Origin of the sequence: Acinetobacter sp. Res13-Abat-PEC15-P4-01, from assembly GCF_015676285.1 — a bacterium.
GTDB lineage: Bacteria > Pseudomonadota > Gammaproteobacteria > Pseudomonadales > Moraxellaceae > Acinetobacter > Acinetobacter nematophilus.
Genome location: NZ_JADAIN010000038.1, coordinates 21,965 through 35,891 on the forward strand (window position 1 = coordinate 21,965; position 13,927 = coordinate 35,891).

At 39.0% G+C, this 13,927-nt stretch carries 9 protein-coding genes; 7 read left to right on the forward strand and 2 right to left on the reverse strand.

The window, feature by feature from the left end:
• Positions 1–12 precede the first annotated feature (12 nt).
• Both IMO47_RS14245 and IMO47_RS14250 read right to left on the reverse strand, forming a co-directional pair.
• Positions 13–1,728, reverse strand: coding sequence for a proline--tRNA ligase (locus IMO47_RS14245; RefSeq protein WP_196077418.1), 1,716 nt, complete (start codon positions 1,726–1,728; stop codon positions 13–15).
• A gap of 246 nt (positions 1,729–1,974) precedes the next feature.
• Positions 1,975–2,616, reverse strand: coding sequence for a hypothetical protein (locus tag IMO47_RS14250; protein ID WP_196077417.1), 642 nt, complete (start codon positions 2,614–2,616; stop codon positions 1,975–1,977).
• Between the two features lie 284 nt (positions 2,617–2,900).
• Here IMO47_RS14250 and pilG point away from each other — a divergent pair, with 284 nt between their 5' ends.
• The 7 genes from pilG (at position 2,901) to IMO47_RS14285 (ending at position 13,896) form a co-directional block, all read left to right on the forward strand.
• Positions 2,901–3,284 (forward strand): twitching motility response regulator PilG, encoded by a 384-nt coding sequence (gene pilG, locus IMO47_RS14255; protein ID WP_196077416.1) that lies wholly within the window; start codon positions 2,901–2,903, stop codon positions 3,282–3,284.
• Between the two features lie 19 nt (positions 3,285–3,303).
• Positions 3,304–3,672: a response regulator gene (locus tag IMO47_RS14260; RefSeq protein ID WP_004827615.1), complete on the forward strand. Its 369-nt coding sequence runs from the start codon at positions 3,304–3,306 to the stop codon at positions 3,670–3,672.
• A 3-nt stretch (positions 3,673–3,675) separates the two neighbouring features.
• Positions 3,676–4,212, forward strand: a complete 537-nt coding sequence (locus IMO47_RS14265; protein WP_196077415.1) for a chemotaxis protein CheW — start codon at positions 3,676–3,678, stop codon at positions 4,210–4,212.
• A gap of 42 nt (positions 4,213–4,254) precedes the next feature.
• Positions 4,255–6,324, forward strand: a complete 2,070-nt coding sequence (locus IMO47_RS14270) for a methyl-accepting chemotaxis protein (protein WP_196077414.1) — start codon at positions 4,255–4,257, stop codon at positions 6,322–6,324.
• A 146-nt stretch (positions 6,325–6,470) separates the two neighbouring features.
• Positions 6,471–10,955 carry an Hpt domain-containing protein gene (locus IMO47_RS14275; RefSeq protein ID WP_196077413.1) on the forward strand — a complete coding sequence of 1,495 codons (4,485 nt, stop codon included), beginning with the start codon at positions 6,471–6,473 and terminating at the stop codon, positions 10,953–10,955.
• Positions 10,956–10,963: 8 nt separating this feature from the next.
• Positions 10,964–11,428, forward strand: a complete 465-nt coding sequence (locus tag IMO47_RS14280; RefSeq protein ID WP_196077412.1) for a hypothetical protein — start codon at positions 10,964–10,966, stop codon at positions 11,426–11,428.
• A 404-nt stretch (positions 11,429–11,832) separates the two neighbouring features.
• Positions 11,833–13,896: an EAL domain-containing protein gene (locus IMO47_RS14285; RefSeq protein ID WP_196077411.1), complete on the forward strand. Its 2,064-nt coding sequence runs from the start codon at positions 11,833–11,835 to the stop codon at positions 13,894–13,896.
• Positions 13,897–13,927: the final 31 nt, after the last annotated feature.

Genomic DNA, 13,927 nt, shown 5'->3' on the forward strand with positions numbered 1-13,927 from the left:
GGTTGAGTAAAATTACTTCGCCAATTTAGCCAATAGATCTGCTTTGCTTAAATTAACAGAATCAGTATCTTTACGACCTTTATATTCAAAAGTACCTGCATCCAAGCCTTTCTCACCAATCACGATACGATGAGGAATACCGGTGAGTTCTAAATCTGAGAATTTAACTCCTGGTCGCTCATTACGATCATCTAGTAAAACATCATAACCTGCAGCTTGTAATTCGTTATATAACGCTTCAGCAGCTTCAAGTGTACGTGGTGATTTTTGTGCATTCATCGGAACAATGGCAACTTCAAAAGGTGCAATCGCCATAGGCCAAATAATCCCTTTGTCATCAAAGTTTTGTTCAATTGCAGAGGCAACTACACGCGTTACGCCAATACCATAACATCCCATGGTCACGACTAATGGTTTGCCATCATCACCGAGTACTTTACAGCCCAGCGCCTCAGAATATTTTTTCCCGAGTTGGAAAATATGACCCACTTCAATACCACGTTTGATCATGATGGTGCCCTGACCATCTGGAGACGGATCGCCTTCTACAACATTACGCAAATCAAACACTTCAGTAAATTGAGCATCACGTTCCCAGTTTACACCAATAGCATGTTTATCTACTTCATTTGCGCCGGCAACAAAGTCAGAAAGTACCGATGCAGCACGATCTGCAATGACTGTTATGCCTTTTTCCACGAGTCCTTGAGGACCGCAGAATCCAGCTGTTAAATCTAATGCTTTCAATTGTTCATCAGTCGCAAAAGTCAATGGTGCTGCAATCAATGGGTGCTTTTCCGCTTTGATTTCATTGAGTTCATGATCACCACGTAAGAACAATGCAACCACAGGAACGCGACCACTTTCGTCAGCAACGCCTTGTACCAATAATGCTTTAACAGAATGGGCAGGATCAGTATTTAGAAAGGCAGAAACATCTGCAATGGTTTTTTGATTGGGTGTATCGACAATTGAAAACGCTTGTTTTGGTGCTGCACGTTCACCCACCAAGATTGCTTCAGCCATTTCAACATTGGCTGCGAAATCTGATTCGGTAGAGAATGCGATATCATCTTCGCCACTTGAAGCAAGTACATGAAACTCATGTGAGCCAGAGCCTCCAATCGAGCCGGTATCAGCTTGAACAGGACGGAAATTTAAGCCTAAGCGGGTGAAAATCCGACAGTATGTGTTATACATGACATCATAAGTTTCTTGTAGCGATGCTTGATCTACATGGAAAGAGTATGCATCTTTCATAATAAATTCACGTGAACGCATTACACCAAATCTAGGGCGAATTTCATCACGGAATTTGGTTTGAATTTGGTAGAAATTCATCGGAAGCTGTTTATAACTTTTTAGCTCGTTGCGTGCTAAATCTGTAATCACTTCTTCATGTGTTGGACCTAGAACAAAATCGTTGCTGTGACGGTCTTTAAAACGTAAAAGTTCAGGACCATATTGCACATACCGACCTGATTCTTCCCACAGTGAAGCAGGCTGTGTTACAGGCATTAAAGTTTCCAATGAACCTGCGCGATTCATTTCCTCACGCACAATTGCTTCAACTTTATTGAGTACTCGTACACCCATCGGCAGCCAAGTATATAAACCTGAAGCCAATTTACGAATCATCCCGGCACGTAACATCAACTGATGTGAAATGACCTCAGCATCGTTTGGGGTTTCTCTCAACGTAGCAAACAAAAAGCGACTCGCGCGCATGGAAACTGTCCTAAAATTTTTAGATTTAAAGCGAAGATTATACGATAAAATAATACGATAAAAAATTAGCTGAAGATTTTTAATGTCTGATTGGTTTGAAATACAAAGATCAGCTGATGCGTGATTTCTCATAAAAGGGTATTTCATGAGCTTTAAATTTAAAAAGTTGAATGAAAATTTAGATCGCTTTGGTTTTTGTTAAGATTTTTTCAATAATGAGCACGGATTTTTTGATTTAAAAGTTGATTATTCAAGTTTTTTTAGTCGATTAATAATATCGTCATACTTGCTTTGTGTGGTGCGATAGCTATTTTGTAAATTTTCAATATAGCCTTTTGTTTTATCTATATTTTCTGCATTGTACTTGATTCGATCTTTAAGCGTAGACGGTACGGTATTGCCTTTTCTATAATATTCCATTTCCTGTCTTTTTAATATAATTCGATCGCTTTGTAATTGCTTAAGGTTTTGATTTTGTAGTGCTATTTGCTGTTTTAAGTTGTTGAGAAGCTCATTACGTTTGCTGGCGGCAACGGACGAGTTTCCATAAGCACGTTTGAGACGGGCATCTTGTTCTAGTTTGCGAACTTCAGATGCGCGTGAGGTGGACTGTTGGAGATCTTTTTCGACATTATAGGCGGGGTTGCGTTTAATCACCTGCATATTGCGATCGAGTGCTTCATAGCCATTTTTGATGTGTGCAGGCGTGACTGAAGTACTAATATTGGCGACGCCGTTTTTATCATAATATCGATACCAAGCGGCTCTAGGTTGCGATACATCTGCATATGCCACAGCACTGCATGTGATCAAACAGATTGCTAAGGTGAAACAGCGTATTTTTTTTGTTTTTAAGCCAGTATTTTGGTAATAGATTATTCTATCCATTCGAAGTTTGCCATCCCCAAAAAATAAAGTCAGTTATATGATTTTAAAAACGATCTTTGATCATTTTATGTGGTTACAAAATTTTAATAAACAATTAAGTTCTAAAAAAATACAGAATATTTTTTTTTATGTGAGCTTTACTGTGTTTTTCTATTTGAAGTGAGATTTATGACAAGAAATGTTCATTGATAAAGTGAGTTAATATATGTTAAAAAACCATGATTAATTGTAAAAATAAATCTGTACAGCACAATTCATTCCAAGCTTACGGAAAGGGGCATTAAATGGACGAAAAATTTCAAAATCTTAAAGTCATGGTGATCGATGATTCTAAAACCATTCGTCGTACTGCTGAAACGTTATTACAAAGAGAAGGTTGTGAAGTAGTCACTGCTGTAGATGGTTTTGAAGCTTTGTCTAAGATTGCTGAAGCTAATCCAGATATTGTTTTTGTTGATATTATGATGCCTCGTTTGGATGGTTATCAAACATGTGCATTGATTAAAAATTCTCAAAATTATCAAAACATTCCAGTCATTATGCTATCAAGCAAAGATGGCTTATTTGATCAAGCAAAGGGTCGTGTTGTCGGCTCTGATGAATATTTAACAAAACCATTTAGTAAAGATGAATTATTAAATGCAATTCGCAACCATGTGAGTGCATAACGGTTAATTGGGGGAAACAATGACAAAAATTTTAATCGTTGATGATTCACCAACTGAAATGTTTAGATTTAAAGAAATCTTGGCTAAACATGGATTTGAGGTGATTGAAGCAACCAATGGTGCAGATGGGATTACTATTGCACAAGCAGAGCTACCAGATCTTGTATTAATGGATGTGGTAATGCCTGGAGTCAACGGCTTTCAGGCAACTCGTCAGATTGCGCGTGGCGCAACAACGAAGCATATTCCAATTGTGATTGTAAGTACCAAAGATCAAGAAACTGACCGTGTGTGGGGCAAACGTCAGGGCGCTTGTGATTATCTAACAAAACCTATTGATGAAAATCAGCTGATCAGCACAATCAAGCAGCATCTGCAAGCAGGATAATGTATGGCAGCGAATGGATTTATCGAATTACTTCGATTGTCTAAGCGAGGAAATAAAAATTACGCTGACAATGATAGCGAAGTAAACCGATGGTCAGGCATTGCATTTGAAATGATGGGGCAATATTTTGTTGCTCCATTGGGGGAAGTTTCGGAAGTCATTTATCCGCCAAAATATACACCAGTTCCCAATGTTCAGGGCTGGGTAAAAGGTTTAGCGAATATTCGCGGACGGTTATTGTCGGTTTCCGATTTGGCTTTTTATTTAACGGGGCAAAGAAGCCAATTTCTACCTACTCAAAAAGTCTTATGTATTAGTCATAATGACCATTATGTTGGTCTGGTCGTAGATCAGGTTTTGGGGATTCAACATTTTAATAAAAAAAGCTTTTTTTCTAAAAATAATCAACTGGAAGAAAAGCTTCAAACCTATTGTCAAGGATATTTCCAACAGCATAACCAAGCTTGGAATATATTCTTATTCAGTCGTTTGTTGAATGATCCTCAATACATGAATGCATCAGAAAAATTTATAAACTAGCTTTGACGCCTAATTAGAGTTAAGCGAATCGGGAGAAGCTGAATGGGCTTTAAACTAAAAAAGAAAAATACAGGGGATACTGCTCAAAAAAGTAGTCCAGGCGTATTAACAAAAACCAAATCGAAAATTGATGAGTTTGCAAAGTTATTTGGGGAAAGCGACAAATCAAAACCATTTATTCAAATGGCGATTGTCAGCATCATCGTCGCGATTATTTTACTTTTGGTTTTATTCTATACAGTTCCTCGAAATAACGACTTAACTCGTAGTTTGGGTGAATTAAAGCTTTTATCTCAAACATTATCGCGCCAAGCAACTGAAGCAACAGCTTCAGGCTCAAAAGAATCGATCAATGCTTTAGTGGCGTCGCAAAAGAAATTTAAAGAAAACTTGGATATTGTTAAAGATATTCATGCATCATCAAAAGCAGTAGAAGGGGTCGAAAAAACCTGGAATCAAGTTTCTGCTGATATCGACATGATTGCAACCCACCAAAAAATCATTAACCAGTTATATGACACCAATATCGCCGTTGCAGATGTGATTCCAGGCATGCAGGCTGAATATAACTTGATGGTTGACCAAATGGCACGTGATAACATGCCGAGTACACAGGTTGTAATCGCGAAAAACCAAGTATTCCTTGCAGAACGTATCTTACGTTCTATTGGTTCAGTACTAGGGGGTTCAGATAATACACGTGCTTCTGCAGAAGACTTCAATGCCGATACTGAAACTTTTGGAACATACCTGAATGCACAGTTAAACGGTAATGCTGACTTGGGTGTAACGCGTATTGACAAGCCTGAGTTGCGTGAATCTTTAGAAAGCATCAAATCAGATTACAATGAAATTGTGCAATTGGCATCGACTTCAGTATTAAAGAACTCTGATCAAATTTTTAAAGTTCGTCAGGCATCATCAAATATCTTTGCTGAATCGGATAATTTATTAAAAGGCTTAGATCGACTTTCGGTGAATACCGGGGTAGGCACCATTTTACCTGCCTTGATCCTATTGTTTGCTTTAGGCGCATTCTTATTTGCTGTATTTAAATTGATTGGTTTACGTAGTGAGTCGGATAAAGTACGTGTAATGCGCTTACAAGACGAATATGACCGTAACCAAAATGCGATTTTACGTTTATTGGATGAAATTGCCGATTTGGCTGATGGTGACTTGAGTTCATATGCAACGGTATCTGAGGACTTTACTGGTGCAATTGCCGACTCGATCAACTTCGCGATTGACCAATTACGTGACCTTGTATCACGAATCAATGAGACTTCTCAGGAAGTTGCACAATATACCCAGAATACACAACAAATTACCAATCAGTTGGCTGAAGCATCTGAGCATCAGGCACAAGAGATTGCTGGTGCATCTACAGCGATTAATGAAATTGCGCAATCGATTGACCACGTATCGGCAAATGCTGCCGAATCCGCAGAAGTAGCACAACGTTCAGTACAGATTGCATCAAATGGTGCAGATGTTGTAAACCGTTCAATTGAGGGTATGGACACGATTCGTGAACAGATTCAAGAAACATCAAAACGTATCAAACGTTTGGGTGAGTCTTCTCAAGAGATTGGTAACATTGTCTCGCTGATTAACGATATTGCCGACCAAACCAACATCTTGGCATTAAACGCTGCAATTCAAGCATCTATGGCTGGTGAAGCAGGTCGTGGTTTCGCCGTGGTTGCGGATGAGGTACAACGTCTTGCAGAACGTTCAGCATCTGCGACAAAGCAGATTGAGACACTGGTAAAAACCATTCAGACCGATACCAACGAAGCTGTTATTTCAATGGAACAAACCACTTCTGAGGTTGTACGTGGTGCAAACCTTGCAAAAGATGCAGGGGTTGCCTTGGGTGAAATTCAAACGGTATCGAGTAACTTGGCAGGTTTGATTGAAAGTATTTCTGAATCAGCGAAATTGCAGTCTGCATCAGCAGGTCATATCGCCAATACGATGAATGTTGTACAGGAAATTACTTCGCAAACGACAGGCGCAACGTTTGATACAGCACGTTCGGTATCTGAATTGGCAACTATGGCGGATTCATTGCGTCAATCAGTTTCTGACTTTAAATTACCAGACTAAAACCATTGAGACTTGATATGCGCAATTTCTACAATAAAACTGTAGGAATTGCGCACAGTGAAAAAGCCTTCTAAAGCCATTCAGCTTGACTGTATTTTTGAAAGGTTTTAGTCCCAAAATCGGGAACTAACATAGAAGCCTGAGCTATGAAAGAAATATTAAAACATTTAGTTGAACACGTCACTTTACCTGAAGATGCCTATATTGATCAGGACGATGAGATTTTAGAAATTTTTGTAGAAGAACTTGAAGAAATTTTTGAACAGTTGCAAGCTTCTCTTGATCAATGGCTAAGTGATGATTCCAAAGACAAGGAATTGGTGAATGTGCGTCGCTATTTCCATACCCTTAAAGGCTCTGGACGTATGGTGGGGGCAAAGCGTTCAGGGGAGTTGGCTTGGACTGTTGAAGATACATTAAATCGTGTAATTGCAAAAAACTTGGAATTAAGTACTGAAATTCAACAATATGTCAGTGCTGTATTTAATGTGTATAAGTTCAAATTGTATGCTGAGTTTTTAAACAAACAACCACATCAACTTGATTTGGCACCACTGGTGTATTTGGGGCAGCAATTACAGCAAAAGCATAGTTTAGAACCTGCATTGGCAGATCTACTGTCACTTGCGCAGACCCTCAATGATGAAAGTGTGGTGACAGGTTTAGAGCTTGCAGGAGATGACGCGGCTGTAGAACATGCTGAAACAGCTGAATCAATTGCCAGCCGCGAAACTGTGGAAGGGCATGAGATACCAGACCTGATTCAAACCGAACAGTCTGCTTTAGAGGCAGCATCAACTTCCGATGAAAGTCTAATCTCTGAAACATTGACGATTTTTGTTGAAGAATCGGAAGAACATCTGGCAACAATCAAAGACTTTTTGCATTTAGAACAACATACCCCTGAACAATATAATCGCTTGATTCGCGCTTTACACACTTTGCGTGGAAGTTCTTCAATGGCGCATATTCAGGATGTATTTGAAGCAAGTGGTAAAGTTGAGCATTTGTTTAAAGTGCTGGTTCAAGAAGATACAGAATCTTCTAAAAATGAAAATGCTTTATTGACCTATTATGCTGAATTCGTCAGTGATTATCTGCATGTGCTCAAGCAAACCGGTGATCAGGATACGCAATTAGCACAGATTTACCAAAAATTTAATGATGCTTGGGAACGTTATGATTTCCAACATCAATATCAACAAGATCATCAGCCACAAGTGGGTCTAGTGACCCAACTGGTGGATTTGGAGATCGATCTGTTGCTGGATGCTGAATTTGAGTTTGATAAACGCGCTCAAGTTGAATATCCAGAATATTTCCAACAACTGATTCAACAAGCTCAGATCCTGGTCGACCATACTGACAATCGTGCTTCACAAGGCATTCATGATTTCAGTCTTGCACTCAAAGATGGATATGCCCAGATTATTGCCAAGTCTGATTTGCTGAACACAGATTATGCGTTTGAAATATTCTCTAAAGCCCATCAGGAATTTATTCATTTATTTGATACATTGGCATCTGGCCAACGTGTCAGTTTGAGTGATGCAACTCAGGCGATTTTGGATGAGCTTCATGATTATGTACATCAAGACATTGAGGTGGACCAGGTTCAAGGTGCTGAACCAGCAGTTGAACATGTGGCAGCAACTGTATCCGAGATCAACTCTGTTGAAACAGCCAATCATCATGTCTTAACCCAGATTAATCTAGATAAGCAAAATATTGATTCTACGCAAAGTCAGCGTGAATTTGATGCCGACGTTCTTGATATTTTCATTGAGGAAGCGGATGAACTGCTGGTAGGCATGGATCATGATCTCAATACATGGTCAAGTCATCCAGATGACACCACTGCATTAAATAATTTAATGCGTTATTTGCACACTTTAAAAGGTGGTGCAAACATGGTTCAAGCAACGCATATTGGTTTAATTGCCCATGAACTCGAAACAATTTACGAGCGTGTGATTAAAGGTCAGCTCAAAGCTGGACCACACGTTATTCAATCTATTCGTTTAATTCAAGATGATGTTGCAGATCGTATTCAGTTGATTCGTGAAAAATCTATTGATTATCCAGCAACACATATTCTTGACGTTTTACAGCACATTGATCAACAGCAATTCTCGTATGATACGAAGATTGAGAAAGCTGACAAAGTTGCAAATGAGATCGTTTTAGTCGACGATTCTATTGCCCCAGATTTGAATGTTGTTGCTGTTGATCAGCAACCGCGATCTACGCTTGAACATGCTGAGCCTGCGGTTGAACAGATTCAATTAGATGGTTTAGACGACGCGGAACGTGTTGCTCAAGAAACCTTTATTGAGGAAGCACGTGAGTTGATTGATGATGGATTAAATATCTTAAGTCAATGGTTTGATCAAAGAAGTAACCGTAGTTTACTGCTTCAATTGCAACGTATTGCGCACAGCTTAAAAGGCGGTGCAAAAATGGTCAAATTAGAAGGTGTTGCGGATATTGCCTATGAGCTTGAAAATGCTTTTGAACAATTTGGTCAGCACAACTTTAATTCGAATGTGTATGACGGTTTATTGGAAAGTGCTTTTCACTGGTTAGATGCAGCAATCTTTAAAAAGAGCTACGATAATTTTGATGGTTTAAAGTCAAATTTAAACCGTATTCAATATGTTGATGTTTCTGCTCAGCTTCCAGAAAAATTATCTCGAACCAATTTGATTTTTGAACAGACCAATAATGAGTTTGTTCAAGGCGATGGTTCTGAACCACCTTCCATGTTGGGTGAATGGGATCTTTCTGAAAAAACTGAAACCAACAATGAGATGATTCGTATCTCTGCGGATTTGGTTGAGAAGATGATCGATCTTTCTGGTGAAAATGCCATTAACCGTTCGCGTATTGAAATGGATTTGGGGCAATTGGGAAATACGTTGACCGATATGGAGTTAGCGATTCAACGTCTGGCAGATCAGCTTCGTCGAATGGAAGGTGAGCTGGAAAGTCAAATTATTGCTAAGCATGGTGATTTAAGTGCGCGCTATGCAGACTTTGACCCATTGGAAATGGACCAATATTCATCTTTGAATCAATTGTCTAAATCGCTGGCTGAATCTGCATCCGACTTGGTGGACTTTAAAACCACCTTGGCTGAGAAAATTCGTGATACTGAAGGTTTATTATTGCAGCAATCACGGATTCAAGCTGAAATTCAAGAAAGTCTGATGCGCACCCGTCTTGTTCCTTTCTCTCGTTTATTGCCACGGTTACAGCGTTTGGTACGTCAAACCGCCTCGACGGTCAATAAGCCTACTGAGCTTTTGGTAAACAACACCGAAGGTGAATTGGATCGTAATATTCTGGAAAAATTAGTATCTCCTTTGGAACATATGTTGCGTAATGCAATTGACCACGGGATTGAAGATACAGAGCAGCGACAAAAAGCAGGCAAGTCGTTGACTGGTCGAATTGACTTGAATATTAGTCGTCAAGGCACAGACGTTTTGGTTTCCTTTAAGGATGATGGCAAAGGAATCGATCCTGCAATTATTCGTGATAAAGCCATCGAAAAAGGTTTGATTAAATCAGATCAGCATCTGGAACCAGAGGAAATTTTACAATTTATTTTCCATCCCGGTTTTAGTACAGCGCAACAAGTTACCCAGATTTCTGGACGCGGTGTTGGACTAGATGTGGTTCAAAGTGAAATTAAGTCGTTGGGTGGGCAGGTCAGTGTAAGTTCTGAATTGGGGCATGGCTCCACTTTTACCATCCGCGTACCTACAACGGTTGCTGTTAGTGATGCATTGATGGTGAAAGTCGGTGATCAACAGTTTGCTGTTCCATTGTCGCAAATTGATCGGATTGTACGAATTTCTCCAGCCGCTTTGGAAGAGTATTTCGAGACTCAAAATGACTATTTCGATATAGATTACCAAAGTTATAAATTGCGTTATCTTGGTGAATTTACAGTCAATCAGGTGACACCACGTTTGCATGGTTTTGCACATTCATTGCCAGTGTTATTGATTAAAGGCAGTTTAGGTCAATCTGTTGCAATTCTGGTCGATCAGTTAATTGGCTCACGTTCTCAAATTGTAGTTAAACCGATCGGGAAGCAATTTGCGGCAATTAATGCGATTGCAGGTGCCACGATTCTCGGTGACGGTCAAGTTTGTTTGATTCTCGATGGGCAAAATATTGCTAGACAAGTTCAAGGTTCAAGCCGAGGTGGTGCTGAATATCTACAACAGGATAAACAACGTCATCGTGATCAACGTCGCTTGATTATGATTGTGGACGATTCAGTGACCGTTCGTAAGGTAACGTCACGTTTATTAGAACGTCAAGGTTTTGATGTGATTACAGCCAAAGATGGTGTGGATGCGATTGAGCAACTTGAAAATGTCAAACCAGATCTGATGCTGTTAGATATTGAAATGCCACGCATGGATGGATTCGAGGTGACCAATCTGGTTCGCCATCATGAAATTCATCGTGACTTGCCAATTATTATGATTACTTCAAGAACAGGTGAAAAACATCGGGAACGTGCATTTAGCTTGGGGGTGACAAACTATATGGGTAAACCATTCCAAGAGGCTGATTTATTAGCCAATATTGATGCTTTGTTGACGGTTGAATAGGAGCACTCATGGCGGGAAATATCGAAAAATCTGCGCTTGATAAAATCAGTACACAGGAACTGCAACACCTGATTACGGTGTCTACTGGGTTTATTGATGCTTATATTATTAATTGTTATGGTAAAGACCCAATGTTGTTACCGCAGAATGTGGTGCTGTCTGCGCAGAACAGCCCAATTCATGTTCCTATAGTGGAATGGCATGAAAAGAAATTACCCACCTTTAGTGTCAGCGATCCCCGAAAGGCTTTGGGAGTTGCCTTGATTATTGAAGGTGAAGAGGCGGATGACCGTTTTGCTTTAATGTGTAATGAAATGCCGAACTCTATTCGTTTACGTATCTCTGAAGTGGTGGATGTTGAAGATGCTATTGAAGATAAAACAATTTTTCAATATGTAAAAATAGGTAATGTTCGCTACCATGTTCCAGACTTAGATCAAATTCAGCTTGAGATTGGACTAAGAAAAGATTAGCAATTTACTTAGACATTGCATGTTAAAAAGAACGCGATTTCAGTTAAAACCGAGCGATAGATATCGCTCGGTTTTCTCTTTCTTGATAGAGCTGCACACCAGAGATTGTGTTTTTATCGAAATGATGAAAACTAATTTATGCAGGTAAAAATGAGATGCTAATCACACTAAACTGTTTTAATTCTTCGATCTTTTTTCAATTCTGCAAAATAAGCCCTCGCATGATTAACTTATTTCAAAATGGGGCTGATAATTTTAAGAAAAATAACTTGACCTTCAATAGGATAGTGATATTTTAAGAAATATTAGAGTTCTTAAAAAGTGAACCTTTTTGCCATTATACGTCGTAAAAACATTGGGATTCCTTATAACAATAATAGGTTGACTACTGGAAGAAAAAATTTATGAGTTATATGAGTTATGATGGTAGTCTCGTAATAGGTTCTGCGTGCATTGCAGTGATTATCTGTTACATTGCTATTTCATTAGAACAACTCATTTTTACGCCTCGCGCTGCCCATCTCCAAAAAATTATTATCTGTTTAAGTGGTATGGCACTGGGATTTGCCATTTGGGCGATGCATTTTGTCGGAATGTTGGCTTGCCATTTACCAGAAAATCACACTTTTGATCTGGCACTCACTGTAATCTCTTATATTATTGCAACATTGGCTTCGATATTTGCAGTTTGGTTAACAACTCAGGATACCTTACCCCTTCCGCGTTTAATTTTGGGCGCTTTACTTATGGGATTAGGTATTGCCGGCATGCACTATGTGGGCATGATGGGATTGGAAATTCCAAATCAGCAAATTTATTATCATCCAATTTTAGTCATACTCTCTGTGACGATTGCAATCAGCGGTTCGGGATTATCGTTTTGGCTGGCATTTAAGTATAAAAATACCTTTAGTCATAAGCTGTTGTATAAAGCTGCCGTATCCATCATGATTGCACTGAGCATTGTAGGGATGCACTATACTGGTATGGCAGCGGTAACGTTTTCGTCAACGCATGTCAATCATTTTGAAAATCAGTTGAACGAAGGGCAAGGTGTTTTGTTGTTCACTATTATTTTTGTGGCAAGTTTGATTCTTGTTTCTGCCTTTTGTGTGGCAATTTTAGAACGAAGATTAGAAGAACGCAGTTTACAATTAATACAAGCCAATAAAGAGCTTGAAGGATTGGCACTTCAAGATAATCTGACTAAGTTGCCTAATCGCCTTTTTTTAGTTGAATATACGGATGCACTATTTTTGGACTATAAAGAGGCTGCAACAAAAATAGCCTTGGTTTATATTGATCTTGATCGTTTTAAGTCGGTTAATGATGCTTTTGGTCATCATATCGGCGATGAACTTCTGGTGAAGTTTGCCCAACGTTTATATCCTTTACTGACAGAAGGGCAAAAGCTGATTCGTATTGGTGGTGATGAATTTATTCTGATTCTTGAAGATTCAAGCCGTATTCAAGCAGAGCAGATTGCAGAACTATTCTTACAAAAAATTCAGGATAGCTTTCAAATTTCGGGTAAAGAAATCAATATTTCAGCAAGTATCGGAATCGTATTTTTTCCAGATCATGGACAAAACTTACAAGATTTATTAATTAATGCAGATTCGGCAATGATGCAGTCCAAAGAACAGGGGCGAAATACCTATAGTGTATATAGCTGTTCCCTGGACCAGCAGCATCACAATCGAAGTCAGTCTAAATTGATTAATGACTTATACAAAGCTGTTGAAGAACAGCAGTTTATCCTGTTTTATCAACCTAAGTTTACTGCTGACTATCGTATTTGTGGTGTTGAAGCCCTGATTCGTTGGAAACATCCAAGTTTGGGATTACTGGCACCCAGTATGTTTATAGGTGGCGCTGAGCAGACTGGCCTAATTATTCGTATGGGCTATTGGGCTTTAGAGCAAGCATGTATGCAAATTCAACAATGGGAACAAAAGAATTATGCCTTTTGCCCTGTTGCCGTTAATCTGTCTGCAGTGCAATTTGAACATAAGCATCTGATTGGCAACCTGGAAAAGTTAATCCAGAAATATCAGGTCAAACATGGAAATTTAATTATTGAAATTACTGAGTCTACGGCGATGCATCATATCGATGATAGTATTCAAACTTTTGAAAAACTCAGAAATTTAGGAATTAAACTGGCCATTGATGACTTTGGAACAGGGCATTCCAGCTTTTTATATTTAAAAGACTTGCCTGTAGATGAATTAAAAATAGATCGTAAGTTCATTCGAAATCTGTGCGAAGGTTCAAAAGAACAGATTATTTTAGAAAGTATCATTCATCTGGCAATCCGTTTAGGCTTGGTTGTTACCGCAGAAGGTGTTGAAACAGAGCAGCAAGCGCAAATTCTTAAACGCTTAGGTTGTCAACAGTTACAAGGCTATCTATTAGGCATGCCATTGCCCGTCGATCGTTTAGAAGCAAATTATCACCCAGTTTAAACAATAATTTAAAACGACCTGAGAGAATAAA

Bases quoted from the DNA above. Each gene is read 5' to 3' on its own strand.
- IMO47_RS14245 (WP_196077418.1), bottom strand. From the start codon at position 1,728: ATGCGCGCGAGTCGCTTTTTGTTTGCTACGTTGAGAGAAACCCCAAAC.
- IMO47_RS14250 (WP_196077417.1), bottom strand. From the start codon at position 2,616: ATGGATAGAATAATCTATTACCAAAATACTGGCTTAAAAACAAAAAAA.
- pilG (WP_196077416.1), top strand. From the start codon at position 2,901: ATGGACGAAAAATTTCAAAATCTTAAAGTCATGGTGATCGATGATTCT.
- IMO47_RS14260 (WP_004827615.1), top strand. From the start codon at position 3,304: ATGACAAAAATTTTAATCGTTGATGATTCACCAACTGAAATGTTTAGA.
- IMO47_RS14265 (WP_196077415.1), top strand. From the start codon at position 3,676: ATGGCAGCGAATGGATTTATCGAATTACTTCGATTGTCTAAGCGAGGA.
- IMO47_RS14270 (WP_196077414.1), top strand. From the start codon at position 4,255: ATGGGCTTTAAACTAAAAAAGAAAAATACAGGGGATACTGCTCAAAAA.
- IMO47_RS14275 (WP_196077413.1), top strand. From the start codon at position 6,471: ATGAAAGAAATATTAAAACATTTAGTTGAACACGTCACTTTACCTGAA.
- IMO47_RS14280 (WP_196077412.1), top strand. From the start codon at position 10,964: ATGGCGGGAAATATCGAAAAATCTGCGCTTGATAAAATCAGTACACAG.
- IMO47_RS14285 (WP_196077411.1), top strand. From the start codon at position 11,833: ATGAGTTATATGAGTTATGATGGTAGTCTCGTAATAGGTTCTGCGTGC.